This window comes from Arthrobacter sp. zg-Y1171 (assembly GCF_025244845.1).
Taxonomy (GTDB): Bacteria; Actinomycetota; Actinomycetes; order Actinomycetales; family Micrococcaceae; genus Arthrobacter_B.
Genome location: NZ_CP104264.1, coordinates 881889 through 903980 on the forward strand (window position 1 = coordinate 881889; position 22092 = coordinate 903980).

The following is a 22092-nucleotide window of genomic DNA, read 5'->3' on the forward strand; positions in this document are numbered from 1 at the left end:
GGTGCTATCGGCCCGGCTGAGGCAGCGGGCGGAACGTCCAACGCAACATTGAGATGGAATACATCCAGCGACCGGGGCCCTGGGGCGCCCCTGACGGGAGTTCCACATGGCAGCTGAACAGCAAGTGCAGGAGCGGGCCAGCTTTGTGCTGGATACCTCGGTGTTACTGTCCGATCCACGGGCGATCCTCCGCTTCGCCGAACATGAAGTAATACTTCCCCTGGTGGTCATCACCGAACTGGAGCGTAAGCGCCAGGATCCCGAGCTTGGGTATTTTGCCCGGAACGCGCTGCGGCTGCTGGACGACCTCCGGGTCCAGCACGGCGGCCTCGGGGCGCCTATCCCGTTGGGGGAGAGCGGCGGCACGCTGCGGGTGGAACTGAACCATATCTCCACGGACGTGCTGCCCGCGGGCATCCGGGGCAGCGACAATGACAGCCGGATCCTCGCCGTGGCCAAGAGCCTGGCCGACGGCGGCCGGAACGTGACAGTGGTGTCCAAGGACCTGCCCATGCGGGTGAAGGCCTCGGCGATGGGGCTGGCAGCGGATGAATATCGCAACGAACTGGTCCGGGATTCGGGCTGGACCGGAGTGGCGGAACTGGAAATCTCCGACGCCGACATGGCGCTGCTGTACGACCACCAGCCGCTGCTGATCCCCGAAGCCGCGGACCTGCCCGTCAACACCGGCACGGTGCTGATGGCCGGGCGGGCTTCGGCGCTGGGGCGGGTGGGGGCGGATAAGCGGCTGCGGCTGGTCCGCGGGGACCGGGACGTTTTCGGGCTGCACGGACGCTCGGCTGAACAGCGGCTGGCCATCGACCTGCTGATGGACCGTGAGGTGGGCATTGTCTCGCTGGGCGGCCGGGCAGGGACGGGTAAGTCCGCGCTGGCCCTGTGCGCGGGGCTGGAAGCGGTGCTCGAACGCAGGGAACACCGCAAGGTGATGGTGTTCCGGCCGCTCTACGCCGTGGGCGGCCAGGAGCTTGGCTATCTGCCCGGCACGGAGTCCGAGAAAATGGGCCCCTGGGGGCAGGCGGTCTTCGACACCCTTGAGGCGCTGGTCTCCGTGGAGGTGGTGGAGGAGGTCCTGGACCGCGGCATGCTCGAGGTGCTCCCGCTGACCCATATCCGGGGGCGTTCACTCCATGACGCCTTCGTGATCGTGGACGAGGCACAGTCCCTGGAGAAGAACGTGCTGCTGACGGTCCTGTCACGGATCGGACAGAACTCCAAGGTGGTCCTGACCCACGACGTCGCCCAGCGGGACAACCTGCGGGTAGGCCGGCACGACGGCGTGGCCGCCGTGGTGGAGACGCTCAAGGGCCATCCGCTCTTTGGCCACGTGACGCTCACCCGCTCGGAGCGCTCGCCGATTGCCGCGCTGGTGACCGAGCTGCTGGAGGAAGGGCAGATCGGCTAGCTTGTCCACAGCCGCCGGCCCGGCCGCCTGAACCGGCCGGGCCTCCGGCTACGGTGGTTCCATGGTGGGCATCCTGGCGGGTTATTGGGCAGCGGGCGCAAGCGGTGGATCAGGCGCATCCGTTGCCGCGGTGCTGCTGGTTGCCGCGTTGGCCTGGTTTGCGGCCGTCGCCGTCCGGCTGGCCTTGGCCGACATCCGTACCCGCCGCCTGCCCAACGCCGTGGTCCTGCCGTCCTATCCCGTAGCCGCCGTGCTGCTGGCCGGTGCCGCGCTGGCCGGCGGGGAACCGGAGCGTGTTGGCGCAATGCTGCTGGGGGCCGCTGCGCTGTGGATCGGGTTTTTTGCCCTGCGGCTGCTCAGTCCGGCCGGAATGGGCTTCGGAGACGTCAAGCTGGCCGGACTGCTGGGCCTCTATTTGGGATTTCTCGGTGCCGGCCACGTCCTGGCAGGGGTGGTGGCTGCATTTGTTTTCGGCGGACTCTGGGGGCTGGCGTTGATCATTACCCGGCGGGGTACGGCGTCGTCAACGGTGGCGTTCGGCCCGTTCCTGCTCCTGGGGGCCGCCGTGGCCATGGCTGCCCCTGCCCTACAGTAGAAGCATGCCTACGCCTGATTTCGTCCTGTCCCTGCGGAAGCGGATAGGACATGATCCGCTCTGGCTTCCCGGGGTCACAGCCGTCGTGTTCAACGCGGAAGGGCAGGTGCTGCTGGGCCGCCGCGCGGACAACGGACGGTGGGCCCTGATCACCGGAATGCTCGAGCCGGGGGAGGAGGCAGGGCCGGGAACGGTGCGTGAAGTGGAAGAGGAGACCGGTATCCGGGCCGAGCTGGAGCACCTCATCCACGTCGGCGCCCACGGGCCGGTCACCTTCCCCAACGGGGATGTCTGTTCCTTCCTGAACCTGGCTTTCAGCTGCCGGTACGTTTCGGGCGAGGCACGGGTGAACGACGACGAGTCCACCGAGGTGGGCTGGTATCACCTGGATGCCCTGCCGCCCCTGAGCGAACGGCACCGAATGCTGATTGACCTGGCCCTGACGGCCGACGGCGTGCCGGTCTTCGAACGCTGAGCCGCTGACAACCCAAAGGGCCGCCCCGCAGCAGCGGGACGACCCTTTCGCCGGTTAAACCGAAGCCGCTACTTCTCCCGGTAGGGGTTCTCCGGAGCCTGCAGCGGAGCCTCCGAAGCATCCGCACGCCCGGCTTCCGTGCCCGACGGGGCGGTAGTGTCCCGGCCGGTTCCCTTGAGCACGGCCAGGCGTTCCGCTTCCAGCCGGTCCGCCTCCGGGCCGGCGACAGCTTCACCGCGGGCCACCATGCCGGCGACGTCGGACAGCGGAATCTGCTTCAGGAAGAGGGCCAGGACCAGTGCGATGACCAGGAACGGGATCAGGTACCAGAAGACAGGGGCCAGGGAATCGGCATAAGCGGTGACAATGCCGTCCCGGATCGGTTCCGGCAGATCATTCATGACGGACGGCTGCAGGGTCGCGGTGGCCTCGCCCGCAGCGGAAGGATCGAAGCCGGCCTTGGTGAAGACCTCATGCAGGTTCTCGGAAAGGCGCGAGGTGAACATGGCACCAAAGATGGCCACGCCCAAGGCGGCGCCGACCTCGCGGAAGTAGTTGTTGCTGGACGTGGCGGTGCCGATCTGGTCCACGGGCACGGAGTTCTGCACCACCAGGACAACCACCTGCATGATGTAACCGAGCCCGGCGCCGAAGACGAACAGCTGCGCGCAGATCACCCAGACCGGGGTGTCAGCCGAAAGGGATGTCATCCACAGCATGGCAGCGATCACCAGGGCCGCACCCATGATCGGGTACTTCTTGTAGGTGCCGTGCTTGGTGATGGCGAGGCCGGAGTAGATCGAGGTACCCATCATGCCCACCATCATCGGCAGCATCAGCAGGCCGGAAACGGCTGCCGAGGTGCCGGTGGACATCTGCAGGAAGGTCGGCACGAAGGCAAGGGCAGCGAACATGCCCATGCCCAGGGTGAAGCCGATGGCGGTGCTGTTGACGAAGATCGGGTTCCGGAACAGGCTCATCGGGATGATCGGGTCCGCAACGCGGTTTTCCACCATCACGAACAGGATTGCCGCAACCAGCATCCCCGCGCCGAAAGCCAGCGTCAGCGGGTCGGTCCAGCCGCGCTCGTCGCTGCCGCCGAAGTCCGTAAAGAAAATCAGGCAGGTGGTGGCTATGGACAGCAGCACCACGCCGCCGATATCGATCCGTTTGGTTGCCTTCTTGCTCGGCAGCGTCAGGGTGAAGAAGGCGATCAGGAAGGCAACGATGCCGATCGGGATGTTGATGTAGAACGCCCACTGCCAGGTCATGTGGTCCACGAAGAAGCCGCCCAGCAGGGGACCTGCGACGGCGGAAAGACCGAAGATGCCGCCGAGGGGGCCGAGGTACTTGCCGCGCTGGTCGGCCGGCACGATGTCCGCGATGATGGCCTGCGACAGGATCATCAGGCCGCCGCCGCCGAGACCCTGAATGGCCCGGAAGACCACGAAGCCCCAGAAATCGGTGGCAAAGGCACATCCGACCGAGGCCGCGGTGAACAGGACAATGGCGAACAGGAACAGGTTGCGGCGGCCCAGCACGTCACCGAACTTGCCGTAAATGGGCATCACGATGGTGGTGGCCAGCAGGTAGGCGGTGGTGATCCAGGTCTGATGCTCGACGCCGCCGAGTTCGCCCACGATGGTGGGCATGGCGGTGGAAACAATGGTCTGGTCGAGGCTGGCAAGCAGCATGCCGGCGATCAGGGCGGAGAAGATGATCCAGATGCGTTTCTGGGTCAGCAGGAGCGGCCCGGAAGCACGTTCGGCGGTGGAGGTCATTTACGTGTCCTTGGCGGTATCGGATGGGGCGGTATCGGATGGGGCGGTGGGGGCAGGGCGGGGATCCGTCGGCGCGGGGGGAAGCAGGGGCGCCGCCGAAAACACTTCGATTGCGGCATTGACCTCCGTGACGAGGATGCTGCGGTAGGAATCTGTGTTGGCCGGATCGAAGAAGCGGAGTCCGGCGCGCTGGACCAGTGCCCCGAAGACGGCAACCGTTGCCCGGACGCGTGGATCATCGGCAGGCAGGGATTCACGGGCGGCTACTATCCGTGCAAAGGCTTCCTCGGTCTCCTGCGAGCCGTGCATGGCCTTGGAGATAAGCCGGGGTTCGGCACTGACAGCTTCCTTCAGCTGGGCCATCTCCACGCGGGACATGGCCATGCGTTCGGTCATGCCGACGGCCAGGTCAACGAAGTCCGCCACCAGGGCAGGGGAGATCCCTTCCCTCGCGGTGCCGGTCCCGCCGTCGATAAAACGCCGGACCAGATCCTCCGGAAGGTCATCAGCGGGCGAGCCCAGGATGGCGTCTTCCTTGGCGGGAAAGTAGTTGAAAAACGTCCGCCGGGAGATGCCGACCTGATCGCACAGCTGTTCGACGGTGAAGCCGTTGACGCCGTGGGCGGCGGTCAGCGCGCGGGCCTGCGCCGTGATGGCGGCCCGGGTGGCCGTACGCTTGCGTTCGCGCAGGCCGCAGTCTTCTGTTGCACTATTCGGCATGGCGTAAAGTTTTGCACTCTGCATCAGCGGGTGCAAATTTCCGGTCTGCCGGGCAAGCAAAAGGAGCGCCCGGGATTCCGGACGCTCCTTCGGCAGGCCTGCCGTGCGGGGACGGCGGTGGTCCTTAGGCCTGCGGCGGCTTCGTCATGGACAGGACGTCAAGGGCCTTGTCCAGCTGCTCCACCGTGAGTTCGCCGCGCTCGACGTAGCCGAGGTCCTCGACGGCCTGGCGGATGGTCTTGCCTTCCTTGACCGAGTACTTGGCGATCTTCGCGGCGTTTTCGTAACCGATGAACTTGTTCAGCGGAGTCACGATGGACGGGGAAGCCTCGGCCAGGTAGCGGGCACGCTCGACGTTGGCTTCGATGCCGTCGATCATCTTGTCCGCCATCACGCGGGAGGAGTTCGCCAGGAGCCGGATGGATTCGAGCAGGTTCGCGGCGATCACCGGGATGCCCACGTTGAGTTCGAAGTAGCCGAAGGTTCCGGCCCAGGCCACGGCGGCGTCGTTGCCCACTACCTGCGCGGCGACCTGCAGGACGGCCTCGGAGATGACGGGGTTGACCTTGCCCGGCATGATCGAGGAGCCCGGCTGCAGGTCAGGGATGGCAATTTCGCCCAGGCCGGTGTTGGGACCCGAACCCATCCAACGGAGGTCGTTGGCGATCTTGGAGAAGGACACGGCGATGGTGCGCAGCATGCCGGACACCTCAACCAGGGCGTCGCGGTTGGCCTGTGCTTCGAAGTGGTCCCGTGCCTCGGTCAGCGGCAGGCCCGTGTCAGCGGCCAGCAGCTCGATCACGCGCTGCGGGAATCCGGCGGGAGTGTTGATGCCGGTGCCGACGGCGGTGCCGCCCAGCGGGACTTCGGCTACGCGGGGCAGGGATGCCTGCACGCGCTCGATGCCGTAGCGCACCTGCGCGGCGTAGCCGCCGAATTCCTGGCCAAGGGTGACCGGAGTGGCGTCCATCAGGTGGGTACGGCCGGACTTGACGACGTCCTTGAATTCTTCGGCCTTGCGCTCCAGGGACACGGCAAGGTGCTCGAGGGCGGGGACCAGGTTATTGATCAGGGCGGATGTGGCGGCAACGTGCACCGACGTCGGGAAGACGTCATTGGAGGACTGCGAGGCATTCACATGGTCGTTGGGGTGGACGCTGGTCTCGCTGCCGGCTTCCTTCAACGCACGGGTGGCGAGCTCGGCGAGCACCTCGTTGGTGTTCATGTTCGAGGAGGTGCCGGAACCCGTCTGGAAGATGTCGATCGGGAACTGGTCATTGTAGGTGCCGGCGGCGACGGCGTCGGCGGCCTTTTCAATGGCCCGGGCGCGCTCGTCGTCGAGCACTCCCAGTTCCGCGTTGGCAGTCGCCGCGGCCTTCTTGATCCGGGCGAGCGCTTCGATGTGCGAGGGTTCCAGCGTGGTGCCGGAAATGGGGAAGTTCTCGACGGCGCGCTGGGTCTGGGCACGGTAGAGGGCGGAGGCCGGAACGCGGACCTCACCCATGGTGTCGTGTTCGATGCGGTATTCGGAGGTGTCAGAAGTCATGCCCCCAAGCCTAATCTCCGAAGGCACCGCAGTGATAACCGCTACTTCGGCAGCGCCGAACGCAGCACGGCGGGGTGCTCAAGGGCACCGAACCCGGAGACGAGCTCGGCGTTGCCTTCCGCCAGCCGGTAGGACAGGCCGATGACGGCGACCCGTCCTTCCTCCACAGCCGCGGAAATGAGGCGGGAACTTTCCACCAGGCGTTCCGCGGTCTGCTTCGTGTGTTCAACCACCATGTCGTTGACGTCGTGCAGGTCCTTGCGCTGCGCCGCCAGCACGGACGGAGTGATCCGCTCGACGAGGGTACGGACGTAGCCGGTGGGCATTTCGCCCGTGTCCACGGTGGCTTTGGCGGCAGTGACGGCGCCGCAGTTGTCATGCCCCAGCACCACGATGAGGGGCACGCCCAGCGTGCCCACGCTGTACTCCAGCGAGCCGAGCACCGCGTCGTCAATGACCTGCCCGGCGGTGCGCACCACGAATGCGTCCCCAAGGCCGAGGTCGAAGATGATCTCGGCGGCAAGGCGGGAATCCGAGCAGCCGAAAATCACTGCAAACGGGTTCTGCCCTTCAACCAGCGAACTGCGCCGGGGGGCGTCCTGGTTGGGGTGGCTGGCGGTGCCGGCCACGAAACGTTCGTTGCCTTCGCGCAGCTTCTGCCAGGCCTGGGCGGGTGTGATGATCTTTTCGCTCGCTGTTTCCACGATATCGAGGTTACTCCTATGGGAACCGGCGGGGCCTCAGCAGGAACGCCCGCAGCCGTCAGGGTTAGTTGCTGCGAAGTTCGCGGACCACGTGGTCGGCCAACACATCGAATTCCGCCAGGTCGGCGGAACCGGTGAGGATCACGGTCTGCCCGTCGATCTCCGCGACCAGGGTTGAGTCCGCATTGGAGGAATCACGCAGTTCCCAGGTGACTCCACCTGCCGGCCGTTCACCGGACACGGTCGAATCGCCGCTGTGTTCGTAGATCCAGGTGGGATTGGCGGCGTTGGTCTGCGTCAGGGAGATGAACTCGGTATCCGGAGTGACATATCCGACTTCCCAGTTCGGGACGCCGTTGTTGGTCCCGGCGTTCCAGCGGGCGTAGTTGGCACTCCAACCGTCCGGAAGCTCCAGTGCCAGCGGCTGGTAGCCGGCGTCGCCGGCAGCCTGGTTGGCAGCGGCAGCAACATCGACGTTGCGGGCCTGCATCTTGGGTGCGGGATTAAGCAGCACCGGCACCAGGCACAGCGCCAGGGTGAGCCCGGTGGCGATCAGCATGCCTATCACGGTGGCATTGGCCCGCTTGGCCTGCTTGGCGGTCAATACCGGCGTTACGGGTTCATCGGTCTGCTGGGGATCGGGCTGCGTTTCACTCACCCATCCATAATCTCCTATTCGGATGCTTATGTCCTACTCCGAGTAATGCACCGCCGCGGAAATCCGCTGGCTGAGGTGGTGACGGGAAGCACGCAGACTATGATCGGACAAAGGCCACCCGCTTTCGGCGGTGTCCGCAGACGTTTACAGCAGAGTTTTACATCATAATTTCGAAGATGAGGTTTGACGTGTCCAAAGGTGCCCAGTACTCCACACTTTCCCCCGCATTGGCAGTCGGGGACTCCGAGCCGGACCGCAACCTGGCCCTGGAACTCGTGCGCGTCACCGAGGCGGCGGCCATCGCCGGCGGCCACTGGGTGGGCTTCGGCGACAAGAACGCGGCAGACGGTGCTGCCGTGGACGCCATGCGCTCACTCATTTCCACGGTCCATTTCAACGGCGTGGTTGTGATCGGCGAAGGCGAAAAAGACGAAGCGCCGATGCTCTACAACGGCGAGTACGTCGGTGACGGCACCGGAGCCCTGTGCGATGTCGCCGTGGATCCGATCGACGGCACCCGCTTGACTGCCCTGGGCATCAACAATGCCCTTGCCGTGCTGGCCGTTGCGGAACGCGGCACCATGTTCGATCCCTCGGCGGTCTTCTACATGGAAAAGCTGGTCACGGGGCCCGAAGCCGCGGACATGGTGGACCTTCGCCTTCCGGTGAAGCAGAACCTGCACCTGATCGCCAAGGCCAAGGGCAAGAAAATCAACCAGCTCAACGTGATGATCCTGGAGCGGGACCGGCACAAGCCGCTGGTGCAGGAAATCCGCGACGCCGGTGCGCGCACCCGGATGCTGATGGACGGCGACGTTGCCGGCGGCATCGCGGCCGCACGCGAAGGCACCGACGTCGATGCCCTGATGGGCATCGGCGGCACCCCCGAGGGCATCATCACGGCCTGCGCCATCAAGACGCTGGGCGGCGTCATCCAGGGCCGGCTGTGGCCGACCTCCGACGACGAGAAGCAGAAGGCCATCGACGCCGGACATGACCTGGACCGCGTGATGTCCACCAATGACCTGGTCACCAGCGACAACTGCTACTTCGCCGCCACCGGGATCACCGACGGCGACCTGCTGCGCGGCGTGCGGTACAAGAAGGACCGGGTACTGACCCAGTCGATCGTGATGCGTTCCAAGTCCGGCACCATCCGCGTGGTGGACGGCGAGCACCAGGCGCACAAGTGGGAGTCCTACGCCCGCTCCAACTAGGCGTTACTGACACAGTTGATGCTGCCTGGCTCCCGTCCGCAGGCAGCATCAACTGTTTACCGGGCTTCCTTTACTGAAGCCGCGGACCGGACCGCCCGGACACGGAAGGCCACGGTTACTGCGGCTACAACCACGGCGGCGGCAACGGCGGCGACAGCGGTGGGAACCGATTCCAGTCCTCCGTTCAGCCGGGAAACGGCGATCCAGGCCAGCCCCCACACCAGCGACGCCGCCGGGGCAAGACGGCCGCGTCCGGCTGCGGCGAGCCCGGCGCCCACTCCGGCAACCACGGCGAGCACAACGCAGGCCCAGGCTTCCGGAGCAATACCGAATCCCCGGAATCCCTCGGCAGTCAGTGCCGAGGCCGTATTCGCGGCAGTGGCCACGCAGACCCAGCCCAGGTACAGGCCAAGGACTCCGTCCACGGCGATGGCTTCGAGCCAGCCGGACGCCCGGGTGGTGGCGTAGCGGCGGAAGCACAAGGCCAGGACGGCGAGCAGCAGCACAATCACCACAACGCTCAGAATGACCGCGCCGGCCTGGACGGTGAGGATCCAGGCGGCGTTAAGCACCAGCGAGGCGGCGACCAGCCAGCCCAGGGAGCGCTGCCGGTCCGACCTCCGCTGGGACGGGAACCACTGGTAGACGGTGTAGAGGCCCAGTCCCGTGTAAACCACCGGCCAGATCGAGAAGGCCGAGCCGGCCGGGGCGAGGTACGTGGCGTCTGCGCTGAGGGCGCCGCCGGCCGCCTCCGCAATGGGAGTGCCGCCGAAGACACCCACACCGACCATCGAACCGGCAATGCAGGCCGCGAAACAGATACTTACGGTGCTGAGGCGGGCCAAGTCAGCTCCGCCGGAACTGGTCCGGGACGTCCGGGTGTTGGATGCGTAGGAACTCATAGTTGACCGTAACAAAGCAGCCAACCGCCCGGCAGTGGCGCGGCGAAAACCGGAAGCGGTCCGGTACCGCTGTTTTCGGGTGTGGCAGCGGAGCCAAGTAGGCTGGAAGGCATGACACTGCGCGTTACCCCCTGCTCCGATGCCGCCGCCTGGAACGAAACCGTGAACCGCTTCCGCGGACATCCGCAGCAGTTGTGGGGCTGGGGGAAGACCAAGGCAGACCACGGATGGAACGTAGACCGCGTCCTGGTGAGCGACGACGCCGGCACGGTCCTCGGGTGCGCGCAGGTCCTGCTGCGTGCACTTCCTTTCCCCTTCCGGGCCTTGGCCTACATTCCCCGCGGCCCGCAGGGCGAGCCGGGACGGGAACTCGAAGTCCTGGACGCCGTTGCGGATTACGTCAAGAGCACCCATTCCGCCGTGGCCTTGTCCATCGAACCCGATTGGGATGCGGACGGGAAGCTGGTGGCAGGGTTGCCCGGGCTGGGCTTCCGCAGCAGCGACAACACCATCCTCATCGGCCGGACACTGATCCTGGACCTGCAGCGCAGCCTCGAGGACCTGTCAGGGGACATGAGCAAGAAACACCGGCAGTACATCCGCAAATCCGGGCGCGAGGACCTGACCTACCGGCGCGTGACGCGCGGGGAAATCGCCAAATGCCTGGCGGTGTACAAGCTGACCGCCCAGCGGGCGAACTTCGGCATCCACGAGGATTCCTATTACCTGGATATCTTCGACAACCTCGGCGAGGATTCACCGGTCTACGCTGCCTTCAAGGGCGAGGACGTGGTCGCGTTCCTGTGGCTTTCCACCAGCAACTACACCTCGTTCGAGCTCTACGGCGGAATGACGGAGGAGGGCGAACGGCTGCGGGCGAACTACGCCCTTAAATGGCACGCCATCTCCGATATGAAGGAACGGGGGATCACCCGGTACGACTTCAACGGACTGCTCAATGACGGAGTCTCGAAGTTCAAGATGGGCTGGGCGAAGCACGAGGATCAGCTGGCCGGCACCTGGGACAAGCCCCTCTCGCCGCTCTACCCGGTCTTCTCCACCGCGCTGCCGCTGGCCAAGACAGGAATGCGCAAGGCCCGCGGGGCAGCGGCCGCGCTGAAGGCCCGGCTGGGCCGCTAGCACCCGCGTTGCATGCCGGGAGGCTGAGGCATGCTGCGCCACTCTCGTTCAGGACAGAGTTGAGGCCAGATTCGCCGATCGCGAGTCTGGCCTCAACTTTAGAGATATGGCCGGGCGTCCTCCCGGTCATCAGTTGATCAGTTAATCGAGGATTTCCCCCGAACGGTCCTTGGCGAACAGCACGGCAACCACCGAGACCACGCTGCAGGCGATGATGAACAGACCGATCGGTATGTAGCTTCCACCGAATCCGGTAAGAAGGGCTGTGGCTATGAGCGGTGCGGGGCCCCCCACCAGGGCTGCCCCGATCTGATAGCCGAGCGAAACCCCGGTGTAGCGGACATCCGCCGGGTAACTTTCGGCAAAGAACGTTCCCAACACGGCCCCGTACATGGACCAGATGCAGCTGAAGCCGACAACTACGGCCACGGTGAGCAGGAGGAATGACTCCTGGTTGACCAGCCAAAAGAACGGAATAATGTAAATCATTATGAGTCCGGCACCCGTAAGGAACATTTTCTTGCGGCCCAACCGGTCAGAGAGCGCACCGACGCCGAGCATGACCGGGATCGCGACAATCGCTGCTATCAAAACTGCGTTCAGCGCCTCGCTGCGGGCAAACCCGAGGCTCACCGCGTAGGACACAGTGAAGGTCGCAAAGATAAAGAAGGTCGACGTTTCCACAAATTTCGCGCCAATGGTGATGATGACAGCACGCCAGTGATGGCGCAGTGTCTTCATAAGCGGAACCTTGACTGTCGAGTTTGTCGCTACAACATTTTGGAATGAGGGGGTTTCCGCCACGCTGTGCCGGATCCACAGACCGATTCCGACCAGGACCACGGAGAATAGGAACGGGATGCGCCAACCGTAGGAAAGGAAATCCTCGTTGGAGAAAATCGAACTTGTTGCGGAGGCGGCCAGGTTCCCGAGGGCCAGTCCAAACAATGCCCCGGTCTGCGGTACAGCACCATAAAGGCCGCGCTTATTTCGAGGTGCGTATTCGACGGCCATAAGGAGTCCGCCACCCCATTCCCCGCCGAGTGCCAGGCCCTGTAGCAGCCGAAGCACGGTCAGCAGGATGGGGGCCCACATCCCGATGGTCTCGAAGGTCGGCATGAGGCCTATGGCTACGGTCGCCACGCCCATGATGGTCAGGGTGATAACCAGAGTCTTTTTGCGGCCGATGCGGTCACCGATGTGGCTGAAAATGATGCCGCCGATCGGGCGGATGAGGAAAGCCAAGGCAAATGACGCCAATGCGAGCATTTGGCTGGCCACCGGGTCGCCGGACGGGAAAAACAGCGGACCGAACACGAGTGCAGACATGGTCCCGTAGAGGAAGTAGTCGTACCATTCGACTGCGCTCCCAACTGCGCTCCCGAAAAGGGCCCGCCGGCGCGTTGGGCCATCGATTAGCTCTGACTTGTCTCTTGGAGCCGAGGGCTGAGCGATTGTGCTCATGACGTGAACCTTTCGTCGTTGAAGGGTATGACTTCCGGCATTTCCGGCGGGTGTGGAAATGAGATGCGTGAGTGGCTTCCACGGCTTAGTGCGCTGTATGGCATCGCGGTTAGCCCTTTGCCTTGAGTAGATCCAGGGCTACGTCGACGATCATGTCTTCTTGGCCGCCGATCATTTTGCGGCGTCCGAGCTCGAGGAGGATTTCGATGGTTGGAATGCCGTACTTGGCGCTTGCTGTTTCAGCGTGAAGGAGGAACGAGGAGTAGACGTTGGCATAGCCGAGGCCCAGAGTCTCGCGATCAACCTGTACCGGACGGACTTGAAGAGGCCGGACGATATCGTCCGCTGCGTCCATAAGCGCCATCACGTCAGTTCCATGATTCCAACCGAGCTTGTCCGCGACAGCAACGAAAACCTCAAGGGGCGTATTGCCTGCTCCTGCTCCCATACCTGCCAGGCTTGCATCTACTCTGATGGCTCCTGCCTCAACGGCTGCCATCGAGTTGGCAACTCCCAGAGCGAGGTTGTGATGGGCATGGATCCCGATCTCGGTCTGTGGAGAAAGGACATCCCTGAGAGCGGTGATACGTTCCGTCACATCAGTCATTGTCTGACCTCCGGAGGAATCGACCACGTACACACACTGAGCACCGAACCCCTCCATGAGTTTTGCTTGCTGGGCAAGCTTTGCAGGCGTGGTCAGTGCACTCATCATCAGGAAACCGGTCGTGTTCAAGCCGAGATTCCGCGCCGTGTCGATGTGCTGTGCTGAGACGTCGGCTTCTGTGCAGTGAGTTGCCACGCGCACGTATCCGACACCTGCGGACGCAGCCCTTTTCAGGTCGGATATCGTGCCGATGCCCGGGATGAGCAGGGTGGCGATGGCGATATTGTTTGCTGCCTCCGCTGCTGCTTCGATCAATTCAACGTCCGAGTGGCGTGAGAACCCGTATGTGATGCTGGAACCATTGAGCCCATCGCCGTGCGAAACCTCCACGCTGTCGACTCCAGCGGCGTCAAGGGCCGAAACGACGTCGCGGACGTTCTTGACGGTGTATTGGTGTCGTACTGCGTGGCTGCCGTCCCGCAGGGTAACGTCCGAAATAAACAGTTTTTCCGGTACTAGGGAATCGTTCATGATGCCGCCCCTGCTTTCTGGACATGGGTTGCCACTATTTCTGCGGTGCGAAGCGCAGCGGACGTCATGATGTCCAAATTGCCCGCATATGAGGGGAGGTAATCAGCTGCCCCTTCGACTTCGAGGAAAACAGTGGTTTTCAGGCCGGTAAAAGCCCCAAAATCCGGAACATTGACCGGTTCCAGAACGTCGTCGAACTGGACCTCCTGCTTCAGGCGATAGCCGGGAACATAAGCGTTTACCTTAGCCACCATTTCGCGTATGGAAGCCTCGATCGCGTCCCTGTCGGCGGCGGCTGGCGTCAGCACCAGAACGGTATCGCGCATTATCATCGGCGGCTCTGCGGGATTGAGGACAATGAGTGCTTTGCTTGCGGCGGCACCGCCAACCAACTTGAGCGCCTCAGCGGTTGTTTCGGTGAATTCGTCGATATTGGCCCGGGTTCCAGGCCCGGCTGATCTGCTGGAGATGGACGCAACGATCTCGGCGTAATGAACCCGTGTAACGGCAGAGACGGCAGCAACGATCGGGATGGTCGCTTGGCCGCCGCAGGTAACCATGTTCACGTTTAGTGAATCAATGTGCTCAGCAAGGTTCACGACCGGCACGCAATAGGGGCCGATAGCGGCCGGCGTGAGGTCGATCAGGCGAATGTCCGGCTTGGCCGACCTCAGTTTGTCGGCGTTGAAATGGTGTGCTCCGGCCGATGTCGCATCGAAAACTATCTGGATATCAGCGAAGACGGGCGACGCGATGAGGCCCTCCACCCCCGTGGAAATCGCTGTGACGCCTAACTTGCTTGCGCGTGCCAATCCATCAGACTCGGGGTCGATGCCGACCATGGCGCGGATGGAGACGATCCCGTTGCGCTGAAGAATCTTGATCATTAAGTCAGTGCCGATATTGCCTGAACCTATGATCGCTGCGGGAATGCCCTCAGCCATGCTCAGCTCCTGTCGTAGTATTTAGCGCGCCTGTATCTGTTCGAAACTTCGGCACCTGTTCTAGGCATCGAACACGAGGCAAAGGGCAATGTCAATAGGTCCATTTGCAGCACCCTGAATTACCGGGTATCTATTGGGATATGGCCCGACTTACCCCCGCCGTGCTGCGGACACTCGACATTCTGGAACTGTTTCTTGATGACGGAGCACCGCTGAGCGCCCCGGATGTCGTTCGGAAGACAGGGCTTCCCCGCACTTCAGTGCATGAGCTCCTGGCAACCCTTGTTGCCAGGGACTACCTGCAGAAGGATGACGTATCAGGCACATTCCGCTTAGGGGTCCGGCTCCTTCATCTGGGGAATGCCTATTCGGCCAGATTCGATATGCTCTCAGCTGCAAATGACGTTGCTCGTGAACTGGCGGAACGAAGTGGCGAGACTGTCAGCGTTGCCCTCCTCGAAGGTGGAGACGTGTTCTATCTGGCAAAGATAGAAAGCCGTGACAACCTTCGCCTTCCCTCCAGCATTGGCCAGAGGCTGCCTGCGAGTGTGACGGGACTGGGTAAGGCGCTGCTTGCGTATGCGTCTCCGCAGTCTCTCGCCACCCGGTTTTTGGACCCGGATAACCTGCCCCGGATGACGCAGAACAGCATTGGCACTCTCGCTGAACTCGAGGTCGAGCTCCAACGTATCCGGGAGCGCGGCGTCGCCTTCGAGAATGAAGAATCGACGCCGAATATCCGTTGTGTCGCAGCCCCCGTCCGTGACGGTACGGGGGCAGTCGTAGCCGCCATCAGCATGTCAGTTCCCGTGGCGCGATGGCAGCAATATCCGGAGGAGATCTGGACCGGGCTCGTCCTGGAGGGCGCTCAGCACTTCTCTTCCCTGCTTGGTTTCTCCGTGTCCCCGCAGGGGCAGGGAGGCGGCTCGGCCGGTAAGTCTGAGATCCCTTAGGCCTCGATATCCAGCCGGGGGGCATCTGCTTCCCCGGCCGGAACCGACCCGACCGTCACGGCAAAAGCCAGCGCGCCGTCGTCGTGCTGGGCGGAGTCCGCAGCGAGCCGGGCCACCACGGGTGCCTCGAACGCCGGAAGGAAGGCACTGTCTCCGGGCTCGAGGGTGAGGCTGCCCGAGGGCGACGTCAGGGCAATGGTGCCCCGCACGGCGATGACCACCGCGGGTCCGTGCTGCAGTATTGCCGCTTCGGCCGGGAGCGAGTCTCCCTCGGCGCCGGAAGGCCCCTGGGCCAGCTCCAGGCGCTGGAGCGCAAACTCCTCGAACGGCGGGCGGAATACCTGCTGACCTGCCCCCGTGTCCTCGGCCGCCACGTAGGGGACGCCCAAGGGACGGAAATCGACGGTCCGAAGCAGCTCCGGTACGTCGATGTGCTTCGGGGTCAGCCCGCCCCGCAGGACATTGTCCGACGCCGCCATAACCTCCACCCCCAACCCGCTGAGGTAGGCGTGGACGTTGCCGGCCGGAAGGTACACCGCTTCGCCGGGCTGCAGTGAAGCACGGTTGAGCAGCAGGGAGATCAGGACACCTGGATCGCCCGGGTAGTAGCCGTTCAGCTCGGTCAGTGTGGACAATTCGCGGGCATATTCGCCGTAGTCGGTGAGCTTCGCGACGGCAGCGGCGGCAAGTTCGACGGCCTCACGCACGGCTTCGCCGTCATTGATGAGGGTGCGGAAGACGGACTGCAGCCGAGCCGGTGCCGGATGGCCTGAGGACAGTTCCGCCGCGATCCATTCCAGCAGGTCGGGCACCTCCCGGCCGGCGGCGGTGACCGCAGCATTGACGGCCCGGAAGAGGCCCGCAGACTCCTCCGGCTCGCGGAAGCCGCACAGCGCCTCGAAGGGCGTGAGCGCGAAAATCATCTCGGGCTTGGAGTTGCCGTCCTTGTAGTTGCGCTCCCGGGCGCCCCGGTCCACGCCGGCTTCCTCTTCCGCTGCGTAGCCGGCCCGGGCCTGCTCGGTCGTAGGGTGGACCTGCAGCGACAGGGGAGCCCCGGCCGCCAGGATTTTTGCCAGGAACGGCAGCTCGGAACCGAAACGCCCGGCGGCGTCGGCACCGAGCATCAGCTCGGGGTCGGCCGCAATCAACTCGTCGAGCGTTTCGCAGCCGCCCACCGGCGGAACCAACGCCGAGGGAGCCCCGGGATGCGCACCGATCCACAACTCAGCCTCGGGCTCGCCGGAAGGTTCCCGGCCGAACAGTTCGGCGATCGCGGTGGTTGATCCCCAGGCATAGGGTCGAAGGGTGTTCCGGAGTAGGTACACGGGCCTCTTTCGGGTGCTTGAGAATCGGGTCGGGTCGGGAAGGGGAGGACTATCCCACGCTGCACTCGCCGTTGTTGTTCAGGAGCGATCCGAGGGTGGCGTCATCGCCGATTTCCGCGAGGTACTGAAGATACTCCACCGTTATTTCCGTTTCCTCCTGCGGCACCTCGGTGATGGGAGTTCCGTCGGCTGCCTCACCGTCGGCGCCGGTGTCTGATTTCGGCGCCGGTGCGGCTTCCTCTGGAGCAGCTTCCTCCGGAGCCGGTGCGGCTTCTTCCGCCGGAGCAGGGGCCGGAGCCGGCTCGGCCGGTGCGGCTTCCAAACCGGCCAGGAAGTCCTGCACCCGGGAATGGATCAGGTTGAAGTCCGGATAGGTCACAAAGTTGTCCGCCGCCGTGCCGAAGTCCGGCGGGCCGATGGTCATCCGCTCCATGGGCTGGCCCTTGGCCTTCAACGCCAGGTCCACGAAACTGCCCAGCTGGTCCTGGGGGAGGTCCGTCTTCACGATCTCTTCACCGGCGGTGGCAATGGCCTGGAAGCGGGTCAGGAGCGTAGCCGGGTCCATCTGCGCCACCATGGCCTGCTGGACACACTGCTGCCGGGCGATCCGGTGGTAGTCAGTCACGAATTCGCGCGAGCGGGCGTACCAAAGGGCATGGTAGCCGTCCAGGGTCTGGGTGCCCGGCGGAATCCAGCCGTCCGGGGGATAGTGCCGGTTGGTGCCGGGAATCTCGCCGGCAGTGATAGGCACCCAGCCGCCGGAATTGACGGTGACGCCGCCCATGGCGTCGACCAGCTGTTCGAAACCGCCCATGTCCACAATGACGTAGGCCTGCACCTCAAGCCCCAGGGTGCCGCTGACGGCCTCCATCATGGCTTCGGCGCCGGGATCAGCTGACCCGGGGTAGAGATCCGCGTAATTCTCCGTCACCGTCTGGTAAAGGCTGTTGATGATGCACTCGTCGCCGCAGTTGTAACCGTCGGGGTACACATCGTGCAGCGGGGAATCCGTGGGGAACTGGGCGTTCTGGAAGTTACGGGGAATGCTGAAAGTCACGGGCTGGCCCGTTTTCGCATCCACGCTGATCATCGAGATGCTGTCGGGACGCAGGCCGGTGCGGTCCTCGCCGGCGTCTCCGCCCATCAGCAGGAAGTTGTACCTGCCGTCCACCGGATCAAGGGACGGGCCCGAGGAAAAGATGGAGCCGAAAGTCTGCCGGCTGACGTTCATCAGGTAGGCGCCGTAGGCGAGGCTGCCGCTGGTTCCCACCATCAGCAGGACCAGGCAGGCGGCAACGAGCGGCCGTACCCGGCGCTGCAGCAGCGGAGGGCGGATGATGCGCAGGGTGTTCAGGAACAACAGTCCCCAGGCCACGGCCAGAGCGGCCAGGACGATCATGATTCCGAACGAGGCCCAGCCGTTGGCCAGGATGTTGATCAGCAGTGCACGGTTGGTGACGGCCAGGATGATGGCCGCCACAGCCACCGCCCAGACTGCGAAGGTGACTTTCAGGGCACGCCGGCCGAGGCGCCGGTCCCCGGCTACCACCTGCGCGGACCCGGGAAGCACCAGGGTCAGCAGCAGGAGGATGAAGGCACGCTTGGTCCGCACCGCGGGGGCCGCGGTCTGGGGATACCGCACGGGATCGGTGAAGGAGCCGCCCGCGGGCTCGGAACGTTGCTGGTTCATTGCTGCTAGTCCGTTCCGGGCAGGGATGTGCGCAGTGCTGCGCCTTTGGCCATGGCGGACTGGCGCAGCCCGCCCGCAAACTCGATGAGCTGTTGCTGGAGGCTGGCAGCGAGGGGGTCCGTACCCGCTGCGAGTATCCGGACAGCCAGCAGCCCGGCGTTCCGGGCACCGCCGATCGAAACCGTGGCCACCGGTACTCCGGCGGGCATCTGGACGATTGAGAGCAGGGAGTCCATGCCGTCCAGGTATTTCAGCGGCACGGGGACTCCGATGACCGGAAGCGGGGTAACCGCGGCGAGCATGCCGGGGAGGTGGGCGGCGCCGCCTGCTCCGGCAATGATGACGCGCAGCCCGCGTCGGTGGGCGTCCTGCCCGTATTCCAGCATGTCGGCCGGCATCCGGTGGGCCGAAACGACGTCGGCTTCATAGGGGATGCCGAATTCGGCAAGGGCGGCAGCGGCTGCGTCCATGACCGGCCAATCGGAGTCCGAACCCATGACGAGGCCTACCAGCGGCGTGGCAGCACGGTGGGGCATGCTTCAGTTCTCCTTCAGGGGGTCGCGGCCGTCACGGATGATGGCTGCTGCCCGGCCGGCACTGCGGCGGAGGGCGGGGAGGTCGTCGGCGGAACCGACGGCATTAACGTGGCCGATCTTACGTCCCGGCCGGACGGATTTGCCGTAGGTATGGACCTTGACGGCGGGTTCGGCGCCCAGTGCCAGGGGATAGGCAGCAAAAAGGTCGGAGTTGTCGCCGCCGAGGAAGTTCTTCATCACGGCTGTCCCGCCCCTCAGGAAGGTGGCGCCCAGCGGGAGGTCGAGGACTGCGCGCAGATGCTGCTCGAACTGGCCGGTGACGGAGCCGTCCATGGTCCAGTGCCCGGAGTTGTGCGGTCGCATGGCCAGTTCGTTGATCAGGAAGCCGGGGCCGCGGCCGGGGGTCTCGAAGAGCTCGACAGCCATGACGCCGGTGACGCCCAGTTCGTCCGCCAGGCGCAGGGCCGCTGATGCGGCAGCCTCCGCGACGGCCCGATCCAGCTGCGGTGCCGGGGCGATGACCTCGTCGCAGACGCCGTGGACCTGGATGGATTCGACAACCGGCCAGGCACTGCTTGCACCGCTGGGAGTGCGGGCCACGAGGGCGGACAATTCCCGGTTGAACGGTACTTTTTCCTCGACCAGCAGGGGTTCGGAGCCGAACCAATCGGCACAGTCCGCGGCAGCGGCGGCGTCGTCAACTATGCGTACGCCCTTGCCGTCGTAGCCGCCCCGCGGTTTCTTCAGGACCACCGGCCAGCCGGCGGAGTTGCCGAACGAGACCAGCTCCCCGGGCGTGGAAACCGCGGCCCAGCGGGGATTGGGCAGTCCGAGGCGCTCCACGGCGGCACGCATGACCAGTTTGTCCTGGGCATGGATCAGTGCTGCGGGACCGGGCTGGACATTGATGCCCTTCTCCACGAGGGCCCGCAGATGTTCAGCGGGCACATGCTCGTGGTCAAACGTGACAACGTCCACCTGGGCGGCAAAATCCGCTAAATCCTGCAGGTTCCGGTAATCACCCACTGTGGCATTGGCCACTGCCGCCACAGCAGATACGTCGGGGCCCTCGGCGAGCACGCGCAGCTCAAATCCGAGGGCTGTGGCCGCCGGGGCCATCATCCGGGCGAGCTGGCCGCCGCCTATCACGCCGATAATTGGGAAATCCACGGCTTAAGCGTACCGAAAGGGGCTGTTATTCCCGCCTCGCGGCACCGTTGTCCTCCCTGACACTAAGCAGACTCCCATAAAGGCGCGGTAATATCGGCTGTTGACCGCCGCGCGTCCGCGCGTCGGGAACTGGCAGCCGTCGATTCTTGAATGAGTCTTTGGGGGTGCTGCCGTCGATCGGCCTCGGAGGGTCATGAATACATCGCTGTCAGATCGGCTTCGGGGCCTGGTTTCCCTTTTTTGGCGCGAGGTTGCCAAATTCGGCACGGTAGGTGCCGTGGCCTTCGTTGTGGACAACGGCCTTACCCTCTACCTGATGCACGGACCGATGTCCGGCAGCGAGGTCAAGGCACGTTTCGTGGGCGCCGTCGTCGCCACCATGGTCTCCTGGGTTGCCAACCGCTACTGGACGTTCCGCCGCCGCCGCAGGGTGGACAACGTGGGCCGTGAACTGGGACTGTTCGTTCTGATCAACGGCGTGGGCATTGTCATTTCCACAGGTTTCACCTGGGTGGCCCGCTACCCGATGGGTATCGAGGACAAGAACATGCTGTTCCTGGCCGGCGTGCTGGGCATCGCCGTCGCCACCGTCCTTCGGTTCTTTGCGTACCGGTTCTGGGTCTTCAATGTTGAACTGGACCAGGAGCCCGGCTTCGAGCAGGACTATGAACTGATCGACGAGTCCATAGTCCCGCCCGGCAAGGCCAACCGGTACGGCGCCGCTAAGCCTCCAAGCGCTTCGTAACCTTCTCAGAGGCCAATACCCGTTCGTCCGGTTCAACGCCGGCCGCCGTAAGCACGACGGCGCCGCCCGAGGCCCACGTGGCTACAGCCGCCTCCAGTACGAGCGGCAGGTCCGGAGCCGAAGCGAGCAGTACTTCGGCGGAGCCGTCCGATGCGCTGAACAGGGTCCCGAGCGATCCGTAAGACACTGTTCCGTTCAATTTGCGGGCGGCGGTAGGGCTTCCGACCTCAAGGGCCGGTTGTCCGTCGTCGGGCCGGGGGCCCTCCATGAAGGTGTCGGCGTAGGAGCGCACCTCCGCCGCGTAGTCGACGACGCCGGCCGGCAGCTCCGACGGGAACGCCAGCTCCAGTGCCCCCAGCGCGACGGCGACGACGGTCCCCTCGGCGCCGCTGTCCGCCGCGTCGGTGACCGTGATGTCCACGGGTCCTCCTTCGGCCGGGGAACCGAGGTTCACGGTGCAGCCGGTCTGCCAGGCAGCCAGGGCCCAGACCAGGGTTTTCCAGTGGATGGGCAGGTCCAGGCGGACGAGCCGGCCGGGCTCGGCGTCCAGTTCATCGACCAGGAAGTTCGAGGTCTTGGCCACCCAGTTGTCCAGCACCTTCCCGGAAAGCTCGATCCGTTCCCCGGCGGGGCCGTACCAGATCAGGGCGGGGGAGGTAGCCTGGCTCGTGCGCAGCCCTGACAGTAGGGTGCTTGCTGCGGACATGGTCATGGAGAGGGCCTCTTTCGTTGGTTCCAGCTTGGCGGCACGGCGGGCATCGGCGTACGGCGAATGGCGACGCGTAATAAACATGGAACGCGCTATTCGCGGTTCCCTGACCGGGAAAAGTGCGACGCGCCGGGCTTATGTGCGAAATCCCGGGCGTGGCGTTCCCGGCATCCGCTGATTGAACTCTATAGGATGCCTGAACAGCTTGACGGAGCCGTATTACACGCGTGTAATTAGGTATCGGATTTGTTCCAGCC

Annotated in this window: 21 protein-coding genes; 7 read left to right on the forward strand and 14 right to left on the reverse strand. The window is 64.5% G+C overall.

What is annotated here, in order from left to right:
• Positions 1 to 106: 106 nt before the first annotated feature.
• The 3 genes from N2L00_RS04220 to N2L00_RS04230 all read left to right on the forward strand — a co-directional run bounded on the left by N2L00_RS04220 (position 107) and on the right by N2L00_RS04230 (position 2493).
• A complete protein-coding gene (locus N2L00_RS04220; protein WP_255766975.1) occupies positions 107 to 1423 on the forward strand; it encodes a PhoH family protein in 1317 nt (438 codons plus the stop codon).
• Positions 1424 to 1484: 61 nt separating this feature from the next.
• The gene (locus N2L00_RS04225) at positions 1485 to 2018 is read left to right on the forward strand and encodes a prepilin peptidase (protein ID WP_255766976.1); all 534 of its coding nucleotides are present in this window, start codon (positions 1485 to 1487) and stop codon (positions 2016 to 2018) included.
• Positions 2019 to 2022: 4 nt separating this feature from the next.
• Positions 2023 to 2493 carry an NUDIX domain-containing protein gene (locus N2L00_RS04230; RefSeq protein WP_255766977.1) on the forward strand — a complete coding sequence of 157 codons (471 nt, stop codon included), beginning with the start codon at positions 2023 to 2025 and terminating at the stop codon, positions 2491 to 2493.
• A gap of 68 nt (positions 2494 to 2561) precedes the next feature.
• Here the strand turns inward: N2L00_RS04230 and N2L00_RS04235 are convergent, their stop codons facing one another.
• From N2L00_RS04235 to N2L00_RS04255, 5 genes are all read right to left on the reverse strand, one after another.
• Positions 2562 to 4274 carry an MDR family MFS transporter gene (locus N2L00_RS04235; RefSeq protein WP_255766978.1) on the reverse strand — a complete coding sequence of 571 codons (1713 nt, stop codon included), beginning with the start codon at positions 4272 to 4274 and terminating at the stop codon, positions 2562 to 2564.
• Positions 4275 to 4994, reverse strand: coding sequence for a TetR/AcrR family transcriptional regulator (locus N2L00_RS04240; protein WP_255766979.1), 720 nt, complete (start codon positions 4992 to 4994; stop codon positions 4275 to 4277).
• A 124-nt stretch (positions 4995 to 5118) separates the two neighbouring features.
• Entirely contained in the window at positions 5119 to 6540 is a 1422-nt protein-coding gene (locus N2L00_RS04245) for a class II fumarate hydratase (protein ID WP_255766980.1), read from the reverse strand.
• 41 nt (positions 6541 to 6581) lie between these two features.
• Positions 6582 to 7244 carry a carbonic anhydrase gene (locus tag N2L00_RS04250; protein WP_255766981.1) on the reverse strand — a complete coding sequence of 221 codons (663 nt, stop codon included), beginning with the start codon at positions 7242 to 7244 and terminating at the stop codon, positions 6582 to 6584.
• 64 nt (positions 7245 to 7308) lie between these two features.
• Positions 7309 to 7902: a DUF4245 domain-containing protein gene (locus N2L00_RS04255; RefSeq protein ID WP_255766982.1), complete on the reverse strand. Its 594-nt coding sequence runs from the start codon at positions 7900 to 7902 to the stop codon at positions 7309 to 7311.
• A gap of 176 nt (positions 7903 to 8078) precedes the next feature.
• Between N2L00_RS04255 and glpX the strand changes: the two genes are divergently transcribed.
• Complete coding sequence (gene glpX, locus N2L00_RS04260; RefSeq protein WP_227924263.1) at positions 8079 to 9119, forward strand: class II fructose-bisphosphatase; 1041 nt, start codon at positions 8079 to 8081, stop codon at positions 9117 to 9119.
• A gap of 56 nt (positions 9120 to 9175) precedes the next feature.
• On the opposite strand, the gene N2L00_RS04265 is transcribed toward glpX, so the two are convergent.
• The gene (locus tag N2L00_RS04265) at positions 9176 to 10021 is read right to left on the reverse strand and encodes a tryptophan-rich sensory protein (protein ID WP_255766983.1); all 846 of its coding nucleotides are present in this window, start codon (positions 10019 to 10021) and stop codon (positions 9176 to 9178) included.
• A 111-nt stretch (positions 10022 to 10132) separates the two neighbouring features.
• Here N2L00_RS04265 and N2L00_RS04270 point away from each other — a divergent pair, with 111 nt between their 5' ends.
• Complete coding sequence (locus tag N2L00_RS04270; protein ID WP_255863462.1) at positions 10133 to 11161, forward strand: peptidoglycan bridge formation glycyltransferase FemA/FemB family protein; 1029 nt, start codon at positions 10133 to 10135, stop codon at positions 11159 to 11161.
• Positions 11162 to 11302: 141 nt separating this feature from the next.
• Here N2L00_RS04270 and N2L00_RS04275 read toward each other — a convergent pair whose 3' ends face one another.
• The 3 genes from N2L00_RS04275 to N2L00_RS04285 form a co-directional block, all read right to left on the reverse strand.
• Positions 11303 to 12625: an MFS transporter gene (locus N2L00_RS04275; RefSeq protein WP_255863461.1), complete on the reverse strand. Its 1323-nt coding sequence runs from the start codon at positions 12623 to 12625 to the stop codon at positions 11303 to 11305.
• Positions 12626 to 12734: 109 nt separating this feature from the next.
• Positions 12735 to 13763, reverse strand: a complete 1029-nt coding sequence (dmpG, locus tag N2L00_RS04280) for a 4-hydroxy-2-oxovalerate aldolase (protein WP_255766986.1) — start codon at positions 13761 to 13763, stop codon at positions 12735 to 12737.
• Positions 13760 to 14707, reverse strand: a complete 948-nt coding sequence (locus tag N2L00_RS04285; protein ID WP_255863459.1) for an acetaldehyde dehydrogenase (acetylating) — start codon at positions 14705 to 14707, stop codon at positions 13760 to 13762. The genes dmpG and N2L00_RS04285 overlap by 4 nt, the downstream gene beginning before the upstream one ends.
• A gap of 140 nt (positions 14708 to 14847) precedes the next feature.
• On the opposite strand from N2L00_RS04285, the gene N2L00_RS04290 reads away from it, so the two are divergent.
• Positions 14848 to 15660, forward strand: coding sequence for an IclR family transcriptional regulator (locus tag N2L00_RS04290; RefSeq protein ID WP_255766989.1), 813 nt, complete (start codon positions 14848 to 14850; stop codon positions 15658 to 15660).
• Here N2L00_RS04290 and manA read toward each other — a convergent pair.
• From manA to N2L00_RS04310, 4 genes are read right to left on the reverse strand one after another with little or no spacing between them, the layout of a single operon-like run.
• Positions 15657 to 16985: a mannose-6-phosphate isomerase, class I gene (gene manA, locus N2L00_RS04295; RefSeq protein WP_255863458.1), complete on the reverse strand. Its 1329-nt coding sequence runs from the start codon at positions 16983 to 16985 to the stop codon at positions 15657 to 15659. The genes N2L00_RS04290 and manA overlap by 4 nt on opposite strands.
• 49 nt (positions 16986 to 17034) lie before the next feature.
• Positions 17035 to 18675 carry an LCP family protein gene (locus N2L00_RS04300; protein WP_255863457.1) on the reverse strand — a complete coding sequence of 547 codons (1641 nt, stop codon included), beginning with the start codon at positions 18673 to 18675 and terminating at the stop codon, positions 17035 to 17037.
• 5 nt (positions 18676 to 18680) lie between these two features.
• Positions 18681 to 19211 carry a 5-(carboxyamino)imidazole ribonucleotide mutase gene (purE, locus tag N2L00_RS04305; RefSeq protein WP_255766992.1) on the reverse strand — a complete coding sequence of 177 codons (531 nt, stop codon included), beginning with the start codon at positions 19209 to 19211 and terminating at the stop codon, positions 18681 to 18683.
• Between the two features lie 3 nt (positions 19212 to 19214).
• Positions 19215 to 20381, reverse strand: coding sequence for a 5-(carboxyamino)imidazole ribonucleotide synthase (locus N2L00_RS04310; protein ID WP_255863456.1), 1167 nt, complete (start codon positions 20379 to 20381; stop codon positions 19215 to 19217).
• A 193-nt stretch (positions 20382 to 20574) separates the two neighbouring features.
• Here N2L00_RS04310 and N2L00_RS04315 point away from each other — a divergent pair, with 193 nt between their 5' ends.
• On the forward strand, positions 20575 to 21126 hold the full coding sequence (locus tag N2L00_RS04315; RefSeq protein ID WP_255766994.1) for a GtrA family protein: 552 nt from the start codon (positions 20575 to 20577) through the stop codon (positions 21124 to 21126).
• On the opposite strand, the gene N2L00_RS04320 is transcribed toward N2L00_RS04315, so the two are convergent.
• Entirely contained in the window at positions 21104 to 21919 is an 816-nt protein-coding gene (locus N2L00_RS04320) for a TIGR03089 family protein (protein WP_255863455.1), read from the reverse strand. The genes N2L00_RS04315 and N2L00_RS04320 overlap by 23 nt on opposite strands.
• Positions 21920 to 22092 lie beyond the last annotated feature (173 nt).

Excerpts from the sequence above, each read along its gene's own strand:
- N2L00_RS04230 (WP_255766977.1), top strand. The coding sequence starts at position 2,023 with ATGCCTACGCCTGATTTCGTCCTGTCCCTGCGGAAGCGGATAGGACAT.
- N2L00_RS04315 (WP_255766994.1), top strand. The coding sequence starts at position 20,575 with ATGAATACATCGCTGTCAGATCGGCTTCGGGGCCTGGTTTCCCTTTTT.
- N2L00_RS04265 (WP_255766983.1), bottom strand. The coding sequence starts at position 10,021 with ATGAGTTCCTACGCATCCAACACCCGGACGTCCCGGACCAGTTCCGGC.
- N2L00_RS04285 (WP_255863459.1), bottom strand. The coding sequence starts at position 14,707 with ATGGCTGAGGGCATTCCCGCAGCGATCATAGGTTCAGGCAATATCGGC.
- N2L00_RS04300 (WP_255863457.1), bottom strand. The coding sequence starts at position 18,675 with ATGAACCAGCAACGTTCCGAGCCCGCGGGCGGCTCCTTCACCGATCCC.
- N2L00_RS04290 (WP_255766989.1), top strand. The coding sequence starts at position 14,848 with ATGGCCCGACTTACCCCCGCCGTGCTGCGGACACTCGACATTCTGGAA.
- N2L00_RS04235 (WP_255766978.1), bottom strand. The coding sequence starts at position 4,274 with ATGACCTCCACCGCCGAACGTGCTTCCGGGCCGCTCCTGCTGACCCAG.
- dmpG (WP_255766986.1), bottom strand. The coding sequence starts at position 13,763 with ATGAACGATTCCCTAGTACCGGAAAAACTGTTTATTTCGGACGTTACC.
- N2L00_RS04270 (WP_255863462.1), top strand. The coding sequence starts at position 10,133 with ATGACACTGCGCGTTACCCCCTGCTCCGATGCCGCCGCCTGGAACGAA.
- N2L00_RS04240 (WP_255766979.1), bottom strand. The coding sequence starts at position 4,994 with ATGCCGAATAGTGCAACAGAAGACTGCGGCCTGCGCGAACGCAAGCGT.
- N2L00_RS04220 (WP_255766975.1), top strand. The coding sequence starts at position 107 with ATGGCAGCTGAACAGCAAGTGCAGGAGCGGGCCAGCTTTGTGCTGGAT.
- N2L00_RS04320 (WP_255863455.1), bottom strand. The coding sequence starts at position 21,919 with ATGTTTATTACGCGTCGCCATTCGCCGTACGCCGATGCCCGCCGTGCC.
- glpX (WP_227924263.1), top strand. The coding sequence starts at position 8,079 with ATGAGGTTTGACGTGTCCAAAGGTGCCCAGTACTCCACACTTTCCCCC.
- purE (WP_255766992.1), bottom strand. The coding sequence starts at position 19,211 with ATGCCCCACCGTGCTGCCACGCCGCTGGTAGGCCTCGTCATGGGTTCG.
- N2L00_RS04225 (WP_255766976.1), top strand. The coding sequence starts at position 1,485 with ATGGTGGGCATCCTGGCGGGTTATTGGGCAGCGGGCGCAAGCGGTGGA.
- N2L00_RS04275 (WP_255863461.1), bottom strand. The coding sequence starts at position 12,625 with ATGAGCACAATCGCTCAGCCCTCGGCTCCAAGAGACAAGTCAGAGCTA.
- N2L00_RS04245 (WP_255766980.1), bottom strand. The coding sequence starts at position 6,540 with ATGACTTCTGACACCTCCGAATACCGCATCGAACACGACACCATGGGT.